16 protein-coding genes are annotated in these 17,646 nt (G+C 71.4%); 10 read left to right on the top strand and 6 right to left on the bottom strand.

Features of this window, described 5'->3' with window-relative positions; all coding sequences use genetic code 11:
• The first annotated feature begins 215 nt into the window (after nucleotides 1–215).
• Genes AB0K82_RS04915 through AB0K82_RS04905 form a run of 3 tightly spaced genes read left to right on the top strand, consistent with a single transcriptional unit; the run spans nucleotide 216 to nucleotide 2,402 of the window.
• Entirely contained in the window at nucleotides 216–923 is a 708-nt protein-coding gene (locus AB0K82_RS04915; RefSeq protein ID WP_364392818.1) for a hypothetical protein, read from the top strand.
• 58 nt (nucleotides 924–981) lie between these two features.
• Entirely contained in the window at nucleotides 982–1,401 is a 420-nt protein-coding gene (locus AB0K82_RS04910) for a hypothetical protein (RefSeq protein WP_364392816.1), read from the top strand.
• Nucleotides 1,402–1,439: 38 nt separating this feature from the next.
• Nucleotides 1,440–2,402 carry a hypothetical protein gene (locus tag AB0K82_RS04905; RefSeq protein WP_364392813.1) on the top strand — a complete coding sequence of 321 codons (963 nt, stop codon included), beginning with the start codon at nucleotides 1,440–1,442 and terminating at the stop codon, nucleotides 2,400–2,402.
• A 28-nt stretch (nucleotides 2,403–2,430) separates the two neighbouring features.
• Here the strand turns inward: AB0K82_RS04905 and AB0K82_RS04900 are convergent, their stop codons facing one another.
• Complete coding sequence (locus AB0K82_RS04900; RefSeq protein ID WP_364392811.1) at nucleotides 2,431–5,820, bottom strand: phosphodiester glycosidase family protein; 3,390 nt, start codon at nucleotides 5,818–5,820, stop codon at nucleotides 2,431–2,433.
• 382 nt (nucleotides 5,821–6,202) lie between these two features.
• Between AB0K82_RS04900 and AB0K82_RS04895 the strand changes: the two genes are divergently transcribed.
• From AB0K82_RS04895 to AB0K82_RS04865, 7 genes are all read left to right on the top strand, one after another.
• Entirely contained in the window at nucleotides 6,203–7,669 is a 1,467-nt protein-coding gene (locus AB0K82_RS04895) for an FG-GAP-like repeat-containing protein (RefSeq protein WP_364392809.1), read from the top strand.
• A gap of 169 nt (nucleotides 7,670–7,838) precedes the next feature.
• On the top strand, nucleotides 7,839–8,651 hold the full coding sequence (locus tag AB0K82_RS04890; protein WP_364392806.1) for an SAM-dependent methyltransferase: 813 nt from the start codon (nucleotides 7,839–7,841) through the stop codon (nucleotides 8,649–8,651).
• Between the two features lie 139 nt (nucleotides 8,652–8,790).
• Nucleotides 8,791–9,543, top strand: coding sequence for a hypothetical protein (locus AB0K82_RS04885; RefSeq protein ID WP_364392804.1), 753 nt, complete (start codon nucleotides 8,791–8,793; stop codon nucleotides 9,541–9,543).
• Nucleotides 9,540–10,550 (top strand): DnaJ domain-containing protein, encoded by a 1,011-nt coding sequence (locus AB0K82_RS04880; RefSeq protein ID WP_364392801.1) that lies wholly within the window; start codon nucleotides 9,540–9,542, stop codon nucleotides 10,548–10,550. Before AB0K82_RS04885 ends, AB0K82_RS04880 begins: the two co-directional genes overlap by 4 nt.
• Nucleotides 10,551–10,629: 79 nt before the next feature.
• Complete coding sequence (locus tag AB0K82_RS04875; protein ID WP_364392799.1) at nucleotides 10,630–11,022, top strand: metalloregulator ArsR/SmtB family transcription factor; 393 nt, start codon at nucleotides 10,630–10,632, stop codon at nucleotides 11,020–11,022.
• On the top strand, nucleotides 10,997–11,479 hold the full coding sequence (locus AB0K82_RS04870) for an SRPBCC family protein (RefSeq protein WP_364392797.1): 483 nt from the start codon (nucleotides 10,997–10,999) through the stop codon (nucleotides 11,477–11,479). Before AB0K82_RS04875 ends, AB0K82_RS04870 begins: the two co-directional genes overlap by 26 nt.
• Before the next feature lie 56 nt (nucleotides 11,480–11,535).
• Nucleotides 11,536–11,658, top strand: coding sequence for a hypothetical protein (locus tag AB0K82_RS04865; protein ID WP_364392795.1), 123 nt, complete (start codon nucleotides 11,536–11,538; stop codon nucleotides 11,656–11,658).
• 9 nt (nucleotides 11,659–11,667) lie between these two features.
• Here the strand turns inward: AB0K82_RS04865 and AB0K82_RS04860 are convergent, their stop codons facing one another.
• The 5 genes from AB0K82_RS04860 to mmsA all read right to left on the bottom strand — a co-directional run bounded on the left by AB0K82_RS04860 (nucleotide 11,668) and on the right by mmsA (nucleotide 17,350).
• Complete coding sequence (locus tag AB0K82_RS04860) at nucleotides 11,668–12,276, bottom strand: TIGR04222 domain-containing membrane protein (protein ID WP_364392793.1); 609 nt, start codon at nucleotides 12,274–12,276, stop codon at nucleotides 11,668–11,670.
• 154 nt (nucleotides 12,277–12,430) lie between these two features.
• On the bottom strand, nucleotides 12,431–13,480 hold the full coding sequence (gene galT, locus AB0K82_RS04855) for a galactose-1-phosphate uridylyltransferase (RefSeq protein WP_364392791.1): 1,050 nt from the start codon (nucleotides 13,478–13,480) through the stop codon (nucleotides 12,431–12,433).
• A gap of 28 nt (nucleotides 13,481–13,508) precedes the next feature.
• Entirely contained in the window at nucleotides 13,509–14,543 is a 1,035-nt protein-coding gene (locus AB0K82_RS04850; protein WP_364392788.1) for a LacI family DNA-binding transcriptional regulator, read from the bottom strand.
• An 18-nt stretch (nucleotides 14,544–14,561) separates the two neighbouring features.
• Nucleotides 14,562–15,806 carry a multiple monosaccharide ABC transporter permease gene (mmsB, locus tag AB0K82_RS04845; RefSeq protein ID WP_364392786.1) on the bottom strand — a complete coding sequence of 415 codons (1,245 nt, stop codon included), beginning with the start codon at nucleotides 15,804–15,806 and terminating at the stop codon, nucleotides 14,562–14,564.
• The gene (gene mmsA / locus AB0K82_RS04840) at nucleotides 15,803–17,350 is read right to left on the bottom strand and encodes a multiple monosaccharide ABC transporter ATP-binding protein (RefSeq protein WP_364392784.1); all 1,548 of its coding nucleotides are present in this window, start codon (nucleotides 17,348–17,350) and stop codon (nucleotides 15,803–15,805) included. The genes mmsB and mmsA overlap by 4 nt, the downstream gene beginning before the upstream one ends.
• Nucleotides 17,351–17,646 lie beyond the last annotated feature (296 nt).

Below are 17,646 nucleotides of genomic sequence, written 5' to 3'. Positions count from 1 at the left end.
ACGACGGGAAGGCGGCGACCTTGGCCGGCCACAGGAATCCGATTCGCACTGCTGTGCCCGACCGTGTAACGGGCGACCGAAGCGCTCGGTCGGCACGTCGCACCGTCGCGGTCGTCGCACTCATCACGCTGGCGACCGCCTGCGCGTCCTCGCACCGTCCCGGGGACCACCGCACACCGCGCGCGCAGCCGTCGACGCACGGACCGTCGTGCGCGGTGCGGGTCGCGGAGTCGGCGGTCACGCGCAAGGACCACTACACGGTCGGCGAGCGGGACCAGCAAAGCGACCTGTTCCTCGTCAGCGCGATCCTCGAGAATCCGTGCCGGCGGACCGCGACCAATGTCAGGTTCGTCGTGTCAGCGTTGGACGACCAGGGACACGAGCTGATGTCCGTGGGCGGACCGGTCCAGGCCCACCTCACCAGTTCGCTGATCATGCCGGGTCAGCGGGCCGCCAGCTGGACCTACTTCGACCGTCGGCAGGCACCCGATGGGGTCCCGAGCGTGAGGGTTCAGCCGGATCCCGGGCCGTTCGGGGGCGGAGTCTGCTGGATCGATCCGTCCACCTCGGGTTACCAGACGGTTTCCCGCGCCACCGACGTCACGGTCGGGAAGCGCGATAACAGTCGAACTCTGCTGAACGGTCGGGCCGACGTGTCTTTCACGGTGACGTGGACTCCCGCTGAGTCATCCCCGGGAAGACGCGGAGCGTCCGTGATCTTCCGAGACTCGTCCGGGAGGCTGCTCGACGTCAACGGCCAGGGCATCGGCCCGGACCTTAAGCGCGGTCAGCGGGTGCGCTTCACCGCGTGGGTTCCGAAGGACGCCGACCCGGCGCGGACCGACGTCCTACTGGACCCCGACCCGGTAAGTCCCGGCCTGCCGGTCTACAGCCCGTCGTCATCATGCCTGCCGGGTTCGTGACGGGCGGCGTCCGGCGATCCATCTCTGATCCAGCGCACCGACAAGAACCGAGGACGGAATGACCGATCCACTCTTCGTCGTAGAGCTCACCCATTTGCTGGCGGCCGGAAAAGTCACCCTGCCGCACCTGGCCTGGACATATGCCACGTTGAACAATCGCGTCGCCGACACCACCGGCTATGACAACACCGCGTTCGCCTCCTGCCCCGCGACCGGAGGAGCGCAGGACCAGCTTCGCGCGCCGTGGACCGCGCTACGCAACCGACTCCAGGATGTCCTCGGCCGGTCGGCCAAGAGCTTCGAGGCGGCGGGCACGGCCATCGTCCACATCGCCGCCCATTACGAGGCTGCGGAAGCCGACGCCGCGGCGCAGGTCCGGAAGGCGTGGCGCGGTGGAGCGCCCGACGAAGTCATCAGCATCCCTGCCGACAAGGTCCTGCCCGCGCCACCGCCCCGCGTGATCATGACTCATGACTGACGGAGGGATGCGGCATGTCATATCACCATGCTGACGAGATGAGCGCGTGCGGCCGGCAGGTGCTGGAGGCCGCGCTCAAGGTGATTCGGCACAACTACAGCGCCACCGTAGACCCGTACAGGGGACAGGCCGAGATGAACCAGGTCAACACCGAGTACGCGGGCGTCCCTCAACTGTTCGCCTCGTACGGCATGACCGACCCGGCCACGTGCCAGGCGGCGGTCGATGACCTGTTCAGCGTCGCCGACAACATCGACCCTGCGAACGCTGTGAAATTGGATCCGCGGAGCGGGAACTCCGGCAAACAGCTCCTGAGCCCGCTGCCCAAGCACACCGGAGGATGGACCGACCGCCTATCGATCGCCGAGCGTACGCACGACATCGGCACCCATCTTCAGAACTGGCAGGGTGCCGCGCGGGCTCAGTTCGACACGTTCTTCGTCAATCACATCGACACGGCGATCCCACTGCAGGCTGCGCTGGCCAGATCGCTGGCGCTCATTCTGCAGGCGCATCAGGAGATTCGGGCCCGCGCGAACGCCGACGTCTGGGAGATCGGGCAGAAGACCATCCAGGCGCTGCACGCGGAGCTGGCGATGTGCGACTGCTCCCCTTCCACGATCACGGCGACCGTCACCGTTGGCACCGCCGCCGCCTCGGTCTTGACCGCCGGCGGTGCGCTCGCGGCGACGATGGCCGCCTTCTCATTCGCCAATGCGATAGCCAATGCCTCGATGGCGGGATCACGCGAGGACAAGGCGAAGATCTCGGGCGGAACCCCGCTGGCGATCCTCGCCAACATGCGGACCGCCATCGGCAAGGTCAAGCAGGCGATAGCCGATCAGGAGCGTGAGTTGGCCGCGCTGACCAACACGTTGGCGGACAACGTCGCCAGCGTCGGGGAGCGCATGGAGATCCCCTCCCCGAACGACGCTCCGGGGTTCCGGACCGCCATCCGGAACCCCGACAGCCCCTGCGGTTTCCGCCCCACGTCGAGGTGACTCCGCCCTCGACCCGCAGGGCCCCAGCTCAGGCGGCCGGGGTGATGGTGACGGGGGTGGACTTCGTCTGGGGGCCGGCGGTGACCGTGACGGTCACGGTTCCGGGGCGGAGGGCGGTGAGGGTGCCGGTCTCCGGGTTCAGCACCGCGAGGACGTCGTGGCGGTGGCGGGCGGCCTTGGTCTCCTCGGGTGACGCGGTCACCAGGAGGCCCGTGCCTCCGCTCCAGGTCACGCTGGCCGGGTAGCGCAGCGGGAACTTCAGGCCGAAGCCGCTCGTCAGGCCGGTCGCGGTGACCTTCTCGGCCCCGCCCACGGGCAGTGGTCCGGGCGCTGGCAGGTCGATGCCGTCGATCAGCGGGCGGCTCTCCGCCTGTAGCCAGTCGCGCGTCCCCGGGTCCGGGAGCCCGGCGGGCACCTTCCCCGGGTGCGGGTCGACGCCGACGCGCATCCAGCCGAAGAAGCCGCCCTGGTCCGGGGAGCTGTACGGGGTCTTGCCGACCGCCGGGGTGTTCACCTCGAGCACGCCGTCCGCCCGGGTGACGGCGGCGGTGTGGGCGTGGCCGCTGAACAGCGCGATCGGTTTGCCGGACTCCTCCCTGAACGTCGCCAGCCACCGCTCGACCAGCCCGGCCTCGAGCTGGTCGGTGAGCTGGGAGTCGCCGGCGCCGGACGGGTCGTGCGGCGGATGGTGGAACACCACGACGACGCCGGTGACCGTACGGTCGGTGGCGGCCTTGTTCAGCTCGTCCTGCAGCGCGGGGATCTGGTCCCAGTCGGAGGTGCGCAGGCTGCCGCTGTGCGAGTCGAGCAGGATGAAGCGCGTGCCCTTGTGGTCGAACACCTGCCGGGTCTTGCGCCCGGTCGCGCTGACGAAGTTGTCGAGTCCGCCGCTGGACCCGAGGCCCGCCTCGTGGTTGCCGGGCACCCAGTAGACGGGCAGGCTCGCCGGGACGTGATCCTTCAGCAGTTGCTGGGCGAACGCGAAGTCGGCCGGGCTGTCACTGTCGACGAAGTCCCCGCCCAGCAGGAGGAAGTCCGGCTTGGCGGCGACGGCCTGGTCGAGGGCGGCGGCCGCCTGCTTGGCGGCGAACGAGTCGGCGCCCGCGGCGGCGCTGACGTGCAGGTCGGACATCAGGGCGTACGTCCAGCGGCCGGCGCCGACGCCGCGCTGCTCCAGGACGTACGGGTCGGAGGCGGGCGGCTCCTGTGCGTCGGGCTGCTCGCCGACCTGGGCGGCGAGGGCGTCGAACTCCAGCTCCCCGGCGTCCTTCTTGTCCTGCGCGGTCTCGACGACGTAGAGGTTCAGCAGCGTGATCGGGGTGGCGAACCCGGCGGGGAGGGTGCCGGTGACGCGGCGCCAGCCGGTCCAGTCGACGCTGAGCGCGAACGTGAACGGCACGTTCGTCGTGCCCTGCGAGCGGAGGGTGGCGCGCAGCCAGTGTTCCTTGCCGTCGCCCTTGACCCACAGGGCGAGGCCGCTGGCGCCGCCGGGCAGGGTGAGCGGGGCGGGCTGGACGACGGCGTACCCGGCGGAGGTGCTGGGCTGGCCGGTGAAGTCGTACGTCAGGCGCAGCGCGTGGTTGCCCGCGGGCGCGCCAGGGCGGTCGGGGGCCGGGGCGGTGGTGACCTTGGCGGTGCCGCGCGCGGCCGACGCGGTCCACTTCTCGTCCGGTTCGAACTCGGCGAGGGACTTGTCGATGAGGCCGACCGCGATGGGCACCTTGGCGGTCACGCCGCGCGCGGTCGCGGTGAAGGTGGTGCCGGTGCCGGTCGCGCCCGGCCTGCCGGTGACCTTGAGGTCGCCGTCGGGTTCGGCGGTGACGTCGATGGCGTCGTGGTCGTAGGAGAGGGTGACGTCGCGCGGGGCGACGGGGGCGCTGAAGCCGTCGGCGTCGTAGCCGGTCAGCCCGATGCTCGTCGCGGTGCCGGGCTGCAGCGTGACGGCGCGGCTGGTGAAGGCGAGCCGGTGCAGCGGGCCGAGGACGCGCAGGTCGTGCTCGCCGCTCGCGGCTCCGGCGCGGGCCCGCAGCCGGCCCGCGCCCGGCGCCGACGCGTGGAAGACGCCGCCGCTCACGTGCCCGAGCCGGCCGGGGACGGCGTTCCAGGAGACGTGCCGCCCGCTCGCGGACACGGCCGCGTACGTCTCGTCGTAGCCGGCCGCCGCGACGTCACGGGTCAGGCCGGGGAAGACGCGGTCGGCGCGCGGCCGTACGTCCAGGCCCTGCAGCGTGCCCGAGCCCTTGCGGCTGAACAGGCCGACGCCGTTCGGGACGGGCCGTTCGTTGCCGTCGGACGGGGTGTTGACGACGCTGACGCCGGAGTCGCCGGGGCGGCGCGCGACGGCCTCGGTGGAGCCGCCGCCGTCGAGCATGTACGCGTCGCCGGCGCCGAGGCGGGCCATCAGCCGGGCCGTGTCGTCGAAGGACAGTCCCGCCGAGAAGCTCGACGATCCGTCCACGGCGACGAGGAGCAGGCGGCGGCCGCCGTCGCTCCAGCCGATGGCGGTGCGGGGTTTGAGGGCGTCGTTGCCGGTGCTCGGCGGGAAGTCGACCGCCTCGCCCTGGTGGACGAGGACCGCGCCGCTGCCGAGCGCCGTCTTCAGCTTCGCGTCGGTCTTCGGGGCGAACGCGATGGCGGCGGAGTCACCCGGCCGGGCGGTGGCGAGTTGTTGCGCGGCGGCGCCGCGGCCGAGGAGGACGAGGCCGTCGTCGGGGACGGGCGTGGTGGTGAGGTGGTCGTTGACCGCGGTGACCTTGCCGCCCGCGACGACGACCTCGGTGTACGGGCCGGAGTCACGGATGAGGGTGCGCAGGCCCGGTCCCCACTGCGGGGTGAAGGCGTCGATGCCGTCGGCGGGCACGCCGGCGGAGTTGAGCGCGGCGAGGGGATGTTCGGTGCCGGCGACGGTGACGGTGCCCTGGATGGCGAGGTCGGCGAGGCGGGCGAGGCCGTCCGTGCCGATGGCCGCGACGGTCGACGGCTGGGCCGTGCCCTTGCGGAGGGTGCCGTTCTGGATCTCCGGGCCGATGGCGGCGTTGGTCTCGGTGATGTCGAAGTAGTCGCCGTTCACGGCGGCGACCGCGCGCTGCTCGTCGGCGGCCTGGGCGAGGGGCCGCGCCTCGCTGACCTTGCGGCCGACGAGGTCGACGCCGACCGAGTGGTCGCTCAGGTCGGCGCTGAGGACGTGGACGCGCGTCCAGCCGGTGCGGCCGAACGTGTCGAAGGTGGTGCGGACGATCCCCGGCGCCACGGGCTGGTCGACCCGGTCGGCCTCGACCGACTCGCCGGGCACGGCGGTCTGGTAGGAGGGCGCCGGGACGCGCGGCGGCCGCTCGGCCCAGGCCGGAACGTTCCAGGCAGGTGCGCCGAGAACGCCGAGGGCGAGGGCGCCTGCGGTCAGCAGGGATCGTACGCGCATGGGGGCCTCCGTGGGGGTGCCGCAGGAGGTTAGCGCTCCGTGGCGGTGGATCACTATTACCGATCTTGACGGGTCGCCGTCGCGCAGATGAACATCTTTCGCCACGAGGTTTCTTCCGCGAAAAAGATCGTGTTCCGGTACGATCCGGGAACCGGCCTTTGGTGCGATCCACCAGCGATCCCCCTATTTCAGAGACCGGCATACGACGACGTCCCGGCCTGTTCTCGGCGTGCCACCCCGCCCCTTTTCTGTGGATCGATCCCTGACGCGGCACCGTCGAAGATCGTGGCCGGTATCCGACCGGCCGTCCCCCGTCCGACGCCGCCCGCCCTCCGAGGCCGGCACCGGACGCGGCGGACCGGCATGAACGTGAGGAGATCGAATGAGGTCGTTCGGCCGACGAGTGCTGCCGATAAGCTCGGTGGCGGCGCTCATTCTGGCGGGCGGCGGTCTGACGGACGCGGCGGACGCCGCGCCGGCACCGCCGAAGCCGGGCGCGAACCTCGTCGCGCGACCCGCGACCACGGCCATGGCGCCGAAGGTGGCCGCCGCCGCGGCGGCCGCGGCTCCGACGTCGGCGAAGCTGTCCCTCAAGGGGCAGTACCAGGCCACGAACATGAACTGCGTGCCGACCTCGTCGTCGATGAGCCTGTCGACGTTCGGCGTCTCGGTGAGCCAGACCACCCTGGCCAAGCAGATGGGGACCAGCGCCACCAAGGGCACCACGGGCGCCCAGGCGCGGCCCGTGCTCAACTCCTACGTCGACCCGCTGGGCTACTCGTACGGCTTCGCGGACGCCTCGACGTCCTCGAGCCTGATGGCGAAGGTGTCCTACGACGTCGGCGTGCTCAAGCGGGCGCCCGTGCTCGGCGTGTGGATGGAGAAGCTGCCGTGGAACTCCAAGATGACCGGCAGCAAGGTCGGGCACGCGATCGTCGCGTACGGGTACGACCGTAGCGCCGGGACGATCACCGTCTTCGACCCCTGGAAGTCCACCGGCGGAACGCACACCATCGCGGCCTCCAAGCTCGCCGCGGACATGCAGCCGACCGGGATGTTCCTGGTCACCGGCCGCACCGACATGGGGCTGTCCACCCTCGGCGACCAGACCGGGGACGGCACGGCCGACGCCGTGGCGGTCGACCAGGCCACTGGCAAGCTGTGGCTGTACCCCGGCCCGAAGTTCGCCGTGACGAGCCGGAAGCTGATCGGCAGCAGCGGCTGGAACGGCATGCGCGAGCTCACCGGCATCGGCGACCTGACCGGCGACAAGAAGGCCGACCTGATCGCGGCGCGGAAGAGCGACGGCACGCTGTGGCTCTACCCCGGCGCGACGAACGCCGTGGGCACCCGCATCAAGATCGGGAACAGCGGCTGGAACGGCATGGCCGAGCTGACCGGCATCGGCGACATCACCGGTGACGGCCGGGCCGACCTGATCGCGGTCCAGAAGAGCGACGGCACGCTGTGGCTGTACCCGGGCGGCGTCAAGAAGGTGGGCACCCGGATCAAGATCGGGAACAGCGGCTGGAACGGCATGGAGAAGCTGGCCGGCGTCACCGACATCACCGGGGACGGCAAGCCGGACCTCCTCGCGGTCCGCAAGTCGGACGGCACCCTGTGGGTCTACCCCGGTGGCGTCAAGAAGGTGGGGACGCCCAAGCAGCTCGGCTCGGGCTGGGGCGGCGTCCGCTCGCTGACGCTGACCGGTGACATCACCGGAGACGGCGTCTCGGACCTCGTCGGCGTCGAGGCGAGCACCGGCGTGATGTACGTCTACGCCGGCCGCGCCACCGGGTACTCCGCCCGGCAGCAGCTCACGACCGGCTGGAACGGCTCGGCGAGCTGATCCGGGACCCGCACGTCCGCGACGGGCGCGGTGCCGTGAGGCGCCGCGCCCGTGCGCGCTCCCGGGCCCGGCCGGGGCGATCAGGGAACAGAATGATCTTCACATTCGTTGCCTGAGGCGACAAACTTGTCAACGAACACACGCGTACCGAAAAAGAGGGGGGAACGCGATGGGAGACGAGGAGATCCCGGTTCACGACCTTCGTACGGACCGGCCCACGCCGGCCCGGATGTACGACTACTACCTCGGCGGCAAGGACAACTTCGCCGTCGACCGGAACGCGGCCGAGCAGGTCCTGTCAGCGGCCCCGGAGGTGCGCGTGCTGGCGCGGGAGAACCGCGCGTTCCTCGGCCGGGTCGTGCGCTTCCTCACGGAGGAGGCCGGGATCCGGCAGTTCATCGACGTCGGGACCGGGCTGCCGACGCAGGGCAACGTGCACGAGGTGGCCCAGGCCGTCGCGCCCGACGCCCGCGTCGTCTACGTCGACAACGACCCGATCGTCCGCGCGCACGCGAAGGCGCTGCTGCCCGACAATGGCACGACGGCCGTGGTCGAGGCGGACATGCGGGATCCGGGCCCCATCCTCGACCACCCGGAGACGCGCCGCCTGATCCGGTTCGACGAGCCGGTGGCCGTGCTGTTCATGTCGGTGCTGCACTTCATCACCGACGAGGAGGACCCGTACGGGCTGGTCTCGGCGTTCCGGGACAGGTCCGTGCCGGGCAGCTACCTGGCGCTGTCCCACATCACCCCGCCGGAGCAGGGCGCCGACGGCGCGGCGTCGGCCGCCGACGTGTACAAGCAGCGCGCCACCTCACCGGCCATCCTCCGCTCGCCGAAGGAGATCGAGGCGCTCTTCGACGGCTACGACCTGGTCGAACCCGGCCTCGTCAACCTGCCGAAGTGGCGGCCCGACGACCCCGAGGCCGTGAAGGACGCCGATTCGGTCTGGATGCTCTGCGCCGCCGGCCGCAAGCGCTGAGGGTGACCGTTCGTCCTCCGTCGCCCGCGCGGGTCGTCTTCCGAACCTCGGAATGACCCTCCTCCGCCGGGACAGCGGATCACCGGTATCGACATAATGGGGTCAACGGTCGACAGGAGCTGGTCAGGAGGCTCGGCGCGTGGACTCGTCCTTCCCCATGGTCCCGACCGGCGACGACCGGTCGCCGGCGCGCGGTGGCGGCGGCGGACTGGACCGCTCCTCAGGGGCCACGGCCCCGTTGCACCAGGCCGCGCAGATGGGCCTGGACGGCGGTGAGAAACTCCGCCAGGAATGCTGGGAGATGATCGGCCAGCGCACCCGGGAACGCCTGATGGAGCTCGCCGGCGGCGTCATCGACTGGTACGCCCGGCGTGACGGCTCGAGCCTGGACGGCCGGCCGTACGCCGTCGTCTTCGGCGACCGCGGCCTGGCGATCGCCGAGCCCCGGATCAGCACCGAGCACCGGCCCGTCTACGCCATCTCGGCCTTCGTGTTCGAGCCCCGCTCGCTGCGGCACGTCCAGGTGGACCACCGGCCGCCGCCGCACACGGCGCCCACGGCCGGTCCCGCCCTCGCCTCCGGGCCGCGCCCGCCGGTCGCGCCGGTCGACGGCCTCAGCGCGGCCGACCGGGGGCTGCTCGGCAACCTTCCGCCGCGCGCCCAGGAACTGCTGCAGACCCCGTTCACGTCCGGGCAGCGCGTGCTGCGCTGCAACTGGGCGTACGAGGGGTTCGAGCACCAGCTGACCATGTTCATGGTCTTCCTGGCCGGGGCGCGTGACGTCACCGTCGCGTGCGGCACCAAGGTGATTCCGGCAGGCCACTCCGACGCGACCGCGCACTGGTCGCTGACGTGCTACCGGGCGTCGGTGGCGCGCCGGATCGGGAGGTGAGGTCGGCGGACTTCGCCGAACTCGAGGGGAACGACGCGTACGAACTGCTCGGCGTCGACCCCGACGCCACGCAGGAGGAGATCCGGCAGGCGTTCCGCGCGCTGGCCAAGAAGTACCACCCGGACCTGTTCCCGGATCCGCGGGCCAAGGTCATGGCGGAAGAGGTCATCCGCCTGCTGAACGCCGCCCGGGACGTCCTGCGGCACCACCGCGCCGAGTACGACGCCTACCGGTCCGGCGCGGTGGAGCCCGAGGAGTTCGACGAGTACGACGATTTCGACGAGTACCACGAGCCGGAGGACACCGAGGCCGTCGACGACCCGTGGGCCCGCGCGGCGCCGGGCGCGGCGCCGCCCCGGGACGCCTGGGCGGACGCCGAGACCGGCCCGACCGCTCCCCCGGACCCCTGGGACGCCGCCGACCTCGGCCGCCCGCCGCCGCAGTACAGGCCCCCGCCGCAGTACGAGGGTCCGCAGTACGAGAACCCGGCGCGCGGGGGATACGAGCACGAGCCACCGCCGCCACCGGTGTCGCCGCCGCACGAGCGGTCGCTCACGGACCGGATCAAGCGTGGCCTGAAGACGCTCTGGTGGACCGTCGTCGTGACCGCGCTCAGCCTGTGGCTGCTCGGCCACCTGTTCTCCGGGAAGGACGAGCACGAACCTAAGACGGCCGTCCCGTCCTCGTTCGCCGGCACGTGGTCGGGAACGGTGCGGGAGGCGACCGAGCGGCACGGCAAGCCGGTCCGGTGGAACGCCGAGGTGACGCTGCGCGCGGGCAAGCACGACGGCAAGGTGCGCTACCTCGACGGCAAGTGCGCCGGCACCGCCATGCCGATCTCCTTCGCCAAGGACCGGCTGACGGTCCGCACCGTCTTCGGGTCGGGAAAGCACGGCTGCGACGTCGGTGACATGCACCTCGTCCCGCGCAAGGGCGGCAAGCTGGCTCTCACCTACTACGACGCGAACGGCAAGGTCTCGGCGTCGGGCGTGCTCACCCGGCGCTGAATTCCCGCACCACCCCTTGACGAGGCCGCGCTACGCGTTGATTATTAACACACTCGTTCTAGAACAAGGTGGTTATGAAGTGGCGGACGACCGGATCAGCCTGGTCTTCGCGGCTCTCGCGGACCCGACGCGGCGCGCGATCCTCACGCGGCTGGCCGAAGGTGACGCGACCGTGGCCGAGCTGGCCGCGCCGTTCGACGTGTCCCAGCCGGCGATCTCCCGGCACCTCAAGGTGCTGGAGAACGCCGGGCTGATCTCGAGGACCCGTCGCGCGACGGCCCGGCTCAGCCACCTGCAGGCCGAGCCGCTCCGTGAGGTGACCACCTGGCTGGCCCGGTACCAGCGGTTCTGGGACGAGAGCCACGAGCGGCTGGACGAGTTGCTCGCGGCGCTGCAGGGACGAGGACCGGACGGCCGCACCGACGTGGCCACGAAGGAGGAGGACGATGGGCAAGACCGAGATCACCGCTGAGCCCGGCATCCCGCAGATCGTCACCGAGCGGGAGTTCGAGGCGCCCCGCGACCTGGTGTTCCGCGCGTACACCGACCCGGACCTGATCGTGCGCTGGCTGGGTCCCCGCGACCTGACCACGCGCTTCGACCGCCACGAGCCGCGCGACGGCGGCCGCTGGCGGTACGTCAGCGTCGACCCCGCCGGCCGGGAACACGGCTTCCACGGCGTCTTCCACGGCGCGCCGTCGGTCGACGGCGGCATCGTGCAGACCTTCGAGTACGAGGGCGTTCCCGGCCACGTGGCGCTGGAGACGGTGACGTTCACCGAGGCCGACGGCCGGACGCTGGTGCGGTCGGTCTCCGGCTTCCAGTCGCTCGAGGACCGCGACGGCATGATCGCCTCCGGCGCGGAGTACGGCGTCCGTGAGTCCGGCGAGCGCCTCGAGGAGCTCCTCGCCGACCTCCAGGGCCGCTGATGCCCGGCTCCGGGATGCTCGGCGGGAGGAACGCCGTCGTCTACGGGGGCGGCTGAATGATCGGCGGCGCGGTCGCGCGGGCGTTCGCCCGCGAAGGGGCGCGCGTCCACCTGGTCGGGCGGACGGCGGAGCCGCTCGAGGCTTCGGCCTCCCTGCAGACCGGCGGCGTCCCCGGCTGAGGCGACCGGCTACCAGCCGCCGCCTCCGTCCGCGCCGCCCATGTCCGCGCCGTCCGAGTAGCCGGACGCGGCGTCGTTCAGGCGGGTGTCGGGCTGCAACAGGTCGACGGGCCGGTCACGCTTCGGGTTCGTCAGCGGCGAATGCTTCGGCGGCGTGTAGACGTGGGTCTCGAAGACGGCCCGTAGCTCGTCGTCGGCGATGCCGGCGACTCCCCGGACCGCGACCCGCATGAGACCTTCGGGCGCCTCGGCCGGTTCGCGGCGCAGGGACCGGACCCTTCTGGCCCGGTCCCTGCGCCAGAGCCCGCTCAGGCGAGAGCCCGGCAGTAGTCCGTCGGCGCGAAGCCGCCGGCCGATCTCGGCGACGGCCGGGGACGCGGCGATCAGCGCCCTGGTCAGGCCGAGGACCCGGCCGACGTCGGGGATGAGGTCCAGCGCGGCCGTCTCGACCGGGTTCTGTTCGCCGTCGCGCGACACGGCGTAAACGCGGTGCCGGTCGGCCGTGATCCGGATGCGCCCGGCGGCGTGCAGGCCGACGAGCGCGACGACCGCCACACGGTCGGGTCCGGCGAGCAGGTAGGCGACGTCGTACGGGGACAGGTCGTGGTCGGGCGTCATGCGCCGTCACCTCCCGCGCGAGGCACGTGTCGTTCCCCCGACACCCGATGGGACGCACGGCGCCCCGCGACGGTTGCCCGCGCCGGGCCACCGGTCGTTCCCACGCCGCCGGCCGTCGCCGCACCGGAGCCGCAGGCCGGCCGGAGGACTACTCCTAGAGCTCGCGGAGGCGGGCGGCGGCGGTCTCGGGGAGGACGTCGTTGATGTACGCGCCGCCGCCGGTCTCGGCCGTCGCCAGGAACTTGAGCTTGTCGGCGGTGCGCTGCGGCGTGTAGATCCGGGCGCAGAGGTGGGCCGCGTCGCGCGAGGCGCGTGCCGGGGCCTGGTACCAGCAGGCCATGTACGGCGTCGCGCGCTCGTAGAGGGCGTCGAAGCGGCGCAGCACGTCGGCGTACAGGCGCATGAGCTCGTCGCGCCGCGTGGCCTCCAGGGCGGGCAGGTCCGGCACGCAGGCGCGCGGGGCGACGTACACCTCGTACGGCCAGCGGGCGGCCTCCGGCACGTACGCGAGGAAGCCGTCGGTCTCGGCCACGACGCGCGGCCCGGCGGCCTCGCGGGCGACGACGTCGCACATCAGGCACCGGCCCTGCTCCGCGCGGAACCGCTCGGCGGCGGCCAGCATCCGGCGCGGGGTCGGCGGGACGTACGGGAAGGCGTAGATCTGGCCGTGCGGGTGCGGCAGGGTCGCGCCGATCGCCGCGCCGCGGTTCTCGAAGAGGAAGACGTACTCCACGTCCGGCCGGACGCCGAGGTCGGCCGTGCGGTCGGCCCAGGCGCGGCCGACGGTCGCCGGCCGTTCGGGCGGCAGGGTGGCGAAGGACCCCTCGTGGTCGCTGGTGAAGCACAGCACCTCGCAGCGCCCGCCGGCCGGGCCGCCGAGCGAGGGGAAGCGGTTCTCGAACGACACGACGTGGTAGTCGGCGGCCGGGATCTCGCTGAGGCGGTCGCCGTGGGAGGGGCAGAGCGGGCACTCGCCGGGCGCGGGCTGGTAGGTCCGGTTCTGCCGGTGTGCGGCGACGAGGACCTCCTCGCCGTGCAGCACGTCGTAGCGCAGCTCGGCGGCGGGCGCGTACGGCGGCAGTTCCCGTCGGTCCGGTGCGGAACGGTCCAATCCGGGCTTGTCGTCGAAGTAGATGATCTCTCGTCCGTCCGCGAGCCGCACGGAGGTGCGAGCGGCGGACGCGGTGACGGCGTGGGCGGACATCGTCTTCCTTTCGCGGAGACCGGGCGTACTACGCGGGGGGTCGCCCGGCGCTGCTGCGGCTGACCAGCTCGGTGGAAATGATGATCTTCTTGTCGCTGCGGCGGCCGGTCTCGATCTGCTCGAGCAGCAGGTTCACGCTGGACCGGCCCACGGCGGCGAAGTCCTGCCGGATCGTGGTGAGCGGCGGGATGAAGTAGGCCGCCTCGGGGATGTCGTCGAAGCCGATGACGCTGACGTCGTCGGGCACCCGGCGGCCCGCCTCGTGCAGGGCGCGGAGCAGGCCGAGGGCGTTCTGGTCGTTGGAGGCGAACACCGCCGTGACGTCCGGGTCGGCGGCCAGCGCGAGGCCCCGGTCGTACCCCGACCCGGCGCTCCAGTCGCCGGGGATGGTCGGCGGCACCGGCGCGCCCGCCTCGGTCAGCGCGTCGTGCCAGCCCCGGGCTCGCTCGCGCGACTCCAGCCACGACATCGGGCCGGGCAGGTGGTGCACCGTTCGGTGGCCGAGATCGAGGAGGTAGCGCGTCGCCGCCTTCGGGCCGGTGTACTGGTCCACCCCGACCGCCGGGACGACCGTCTCGCTCTCCATGACGACGACGGGCAGGTCGGACGGCAGGTGCTTCGTGGTCTGCGTGAGCGGCACGTGCCCGGGGATCACGATGAGCCCGTCCACGCCCTGCCCGCGCAGCCGCTCGGCCGCCGCGGAGATGGAGCGCTCGCTGGCCGACTGCAGCGCGATGACGCTGGTGAAGTAGTCGGCCTCCCGGGCGCACCGCTCGATCTCGCTGATCATCGACGCGGGCCCGAACAGGGTGGCGTCGAAGCTGACCACGCCGAGCGTCCGCGACCGGCCGGTGGCCAGGGCACGGGCGAAGGCGTTGGGCCGGAAGTCGAGTTGGGCGGCCGCGGCCAGGACCTTGGCCCGGGTCTCCGAGCTCACCCGTGGGTGGTCCTGGAAGACCCGGGACACGGTCTGGTGCGACACCCCCGCGAGTTTGGCCACATCCCGGAGACCGGGGCGCGCCGTGACTCGCGCGTCGCCCCGCTCCTCGGGGTCTGCGGTCATGGAATCGATCCTAGATTGTTACCGGGAGGCGCCGGCGCGGCGCTTGGTCCAGATGTCGAACGCGACGGCGGCCAGTAGCACCAGACCCTTGATCAGCATGACCCGCTCGCTCGGCGCGCCGAGCAGCGACATGCCGTTGTTGATCACGGCCATGATCAGGCCACCGGTGATGGCGCCGACCACCTTGCCGACACCGCCCTGCACCGCCGCGCCGCCGATGAACGCCGCCGCGATCGAGTCCAGCTCGAAGTTGGTGCCGGCGGTCGGGCCGGCCTGGTTGAGCCGTCCGGCGAAGATGATGCCGGCCAGCGCGGCGAGCACGCCCATGTTGACGAACAGCCAGAACACGACGGACTTGGTCTTGATGCCGGACAGCCGGGCGGCCTGCAGGTTGCCGCCGAGGGCGTAGATGTGCCGGCCGAAGACCGCGCGGGTGGTGACCAGGGTGTACGCGAGGACGAGGACGGTCAGGACGACGAGCACGACCGGCATGTTCTTGAACCGCGCGAGCTGGATGACGATGAACATGACGACCAGCGCCGCGAGCGCCATCTTCACGATGAACAGCGGTAGGGGCTCTACCCTCTGGCCGTAGCCGGCGCGGCCCTGCCGGGCGCGCCACTGGGTGCCCACGATGCCCACCACGGCGATCACGCCGACGATGAGGGTGAACAGGTCGGCGCCGCCGAGCGGGCCCAGGCCGACGTTGCCGAGGTAGCCGGGCAGGAAGCCGTTGGCGAGCGTGCGCACCTGGTCGGGGAACGGACCGATGCCCTGGTTGCCCAGCACGGTCAGGGTGAGGGCGCGGAAGACGAGCATGCCGGCCAGCGTCACGATGAACGCCGGGATCTCGAAGTAGGCGATCCAGTAGCCCTGCCAGGCGCCGATCACCGCGCCCGCGACCAGGGTGAGCACGACGGCGAGCGGCCAGGGCACGTGGTGGTTCACCATCAGCACGGCGGAGATCGCGCCGCAGACGGCGACGACCGAGCCGACGGACAGGTCGATGTGCCCGGCGATGATGATGAGGATCATCCCGATCGCCAGGATCAGGATGTAGGAGTTCTGCACGAGAACGTTGGACATGTTCTCCGGCGAGAGCAGGTTCCCGTGCGTGAGGATCGCGAACAGCGCGACGATCAGCGCGAACGCGACATAGATGCCGTTCTGCCGCAGGTTGACGGAGAAAATCCGGTCGGCCACGCTGCGGGACGGGGGCGGGGCCTCGCCCTCGTCCGAGCGGGCCGGTGCCACGCTGCTCATGAAACTACCTGCTCCTCGTCGTAACGGGTCATGTACTGCATCAGCCGCTCGGGCGTGGCCTCCGCGCGGGGGACCTCACCGGTGATGCGCCCGGCCGACATCGCGTAGATGCGGTCGCAGATGCCGAGCAGCTCGGGCAGCTCGGAGGAGATGACCAGCACGGCCTTGCCCTGGTCGGCCATCTCGTTGATGATCGAGTAGATCTCGTACTTCGCGCCGACGTCGATGCCGCGGGTGGGCTCGTCCAGGATCAGCACGTCCGGGTCGGTGAACAGCCACTTGGACAGCACGACCTTCTGCTGGTTCCCGCCGGACAGCTTGCCGGTGACCGCCGCGACGGTCGGCGCCTTGATGTTCATGCTCTTGCGGTAGCCCTCGGCGACGCGGGTCTCCTCGTTGTCGTTGACCCAGCCTCGCTTGGCGAGCTTGCGCAGCCCCGCCGTCGAGACGTTCCGCTTGATGTCCTCGATGAGGTTCAGGCCGTACCGTTTGCGGTCCTCGGTGGCGTACGCGATGCCGTGCCGGATGGCCTCGCGGACCGACCGGACACGGATCTCCTTGCCGTCCTTGAAGATGCGGCCGGTGATGCCCACGCCGTAGCTGCGGCCGAACACGCTCATCGCCAGCTCGGTACGGCCGGCGCCCATCAGCCCGGCCAGGCCGACGATCTCGCCGCGCCGCAGCGTGAGGTTGGCCCCGGACACGACGAGGCGCTCGTGCTGCGTCGGGCTGCGCACGGTCCAGTCCTCGATCCGCAGCACCTCCTCGCCGACGTTCGACTCGTGCTCGGGGTAGCGGTGCTCGAGGTCGCGGCCGACCATGCCGGAGATGATGCGGTCCTCGGTGACGAGGTCCTTCTCCATGTCGAGGGTCTCGATCGTCCGGCCGTCCCGCAGGATGGTCGTCGAGTCGGCGATCGCCTTGATCTCGTTGAGCTTGTGACTGATGATCACGCAGGTGATGCCCTGGTCGCGCAGGCCGCGCAGCAGGTCGAGCAGGTGCGCGGAGTCGGCGTCGTTCAGGGCCGCCGTCGGCTCGTCCAGGATGAGCAGCCTCACGTCCTTGGACAGCGCCTTGGCGATCTCCACGAGCTGCTGCTTGCCGACCCCGAGGTCCATCGCCGGGGTGACCGGGTTCTCGTCCAGGCCGACGCGGGTGAGCAGCTCGGCGGCGTCGGCGTTCGTCTTGTTCCAGTCGATGAGGCCCCGGCTGACCCGCTCGTTGCCGAGGAAGATGTTCTCGGCGATCGACAGGTAGGGGCTGAGCGCCAGCTCCTGGTGGATGATGACGATGCCGTGCTTCTCGCTGTCGCGGATGCCGGAGAAGCGGCAGAGCTCGCCGTCGAAATGGATCTCGCCCTCGTACGAGCCGTGCGGGTAGACCCCGGACAGCACCTTCATCAAGGTGGACTTGCCCGCGCCGTTCTCACCGCAGATCGCGTGGATCTCGCCGCGTCGCACCACCAGGTTCACGTCCTGCAGCGCCTTGACGCCGGGGAACGTCTTGGTGATCCCGCTCATCCGCAGAATCGCGTCGTCGGTCATGGATCCTCCTGCGTCGGAGGAGTGACCAGAGGGACTGCGCCTCTCGACTCCCTCGCTTCGCTCGGTCATGGATCCTCCTGCGTCGGAGGAGTGACCAGAGGGACTGCGCCTCTCGACTCCCTCGCTTCGCTCGGTCATGGGACCTCCTTCGTCGGCGCCATGACCAAGGTGCTGTGCCTGATGATTCCCTCGCTCCGCTCGGTCATGATGCCCTTCACTGTGACGCCGGGCGGGGGGGGGGGGGGGGCGCCCCCCCCCCCCCCCCCCCCGCGGCCGGGGGGGGGGCGGGGATTGTA

Source organism: Actinoallomurus sp. NPDC052274, assembly GCF_040679475.1.
In the GTDB taxonomy this organism is placed as follows: Bacteria; Actinomycetota; Actinomycetes; order Streptosporangiales; family Streptosporangiaceae; genus Actinoallomurus; species Actinoallomurus liliacearum.
The sequence above is the reverse complement of the archived record's forward strand: the minus strand, read 5'-3'. Positions and strand labels throughout refer to the sequence as shown.

What these genes read in the sequence shown, in the direction of transcription:
- AB0K82_RS04910 (WP_364392816.1), top strand. Translation starts at nt 982, where the DNA reads ATGACCGATCCACTCTTCGTCGTAGAGCTCACCCATTTGCTGGCGGCC.
- AB0K82_RS04905 (WP_364392813.1), top strand. Translation starts at nt 1,440, where the DNA reads ATGAGCGCGTGCGGCCGGCAGGTGCTGGAGGCCGCGCTCAAGGTGATT.
- AB0K82_RS04900 (WP_364392811.1), bottom strand. Translation starts at nt 5,820, where the DNA reads ATGCGCGTACGATCCCTGCTGACCGCAGGCGCCCTCGCCCTCGGCGTT.
- AB0K82_RS04895 (WP_364392809.1), top strand. Translation starts at nt 6,203, where the DNA reads ATGAGGTCGTTCGGCCGACGAGTGCTGCCGATAAGCTCGGTGGCGGCG.
- AB0K82_RS04890 (WP_364392806.1), top strand. Translation starts at nt 7,839, where the DNA reads ATGGGAGACGAGGAGATCCCGGTTCACGACCTTCGTACGGACCGGCCC.
- AB0K82_RS04870 (WP_364392797.1), top strand. Translation starts at nt 10,997, where the DNA reads ATGGGCAAGACCGAGATCACCGCTGAGCCCGGCATCCCGCAGATCGTC.
- AB0K82_RS04865 (WP_364392795.1), top strand. Translation starts at nt 11,536, where the DNA reads ATGATCGGCGGCGCGGTCGCGCGGGCGTTCGCCCGCGAAGGGGCGCGC.
- AB0K82_RS04860 (WP_364392793.1), bottom strand. Translation starts at nt 12,276, where the DNA reads ATGACGCCCGACCACGACCTGTCCCCGTACGACGTCGCCTACCTGCTC.
- galT (WP_364392791.1), bottom strand. Translation starts at nt 13,480, where the DNA reads ATGTCCGCCCACGCCGTCACCGCGTCCGCCGCTCGCACCTCCGTGCGG.
- AB0K82_RS04850 (WP_364392788.1), bottom strand. Translation starts at nt 14,543, where the DNA reads ATGACCGCAGACCCCGAGGAGCGGGGCGACGCGCGAGTCACGGCGCGC.
- mmsB (WP_364392786.1), bottom strand. Translation starts at nt 15,806, where the DNA reads ATGAGCAGCGTGGCACCGGCCCGCTCGGACGAGGGCGAGGCCCCGCCC.
- mmsA (WP_364392784.1), bottom strand. Translation starts at nt 17,350, where the DNA reads ATGACCGACGACGCGATTCTGCGGATGAGCGGGATCACCAAGACGTTC.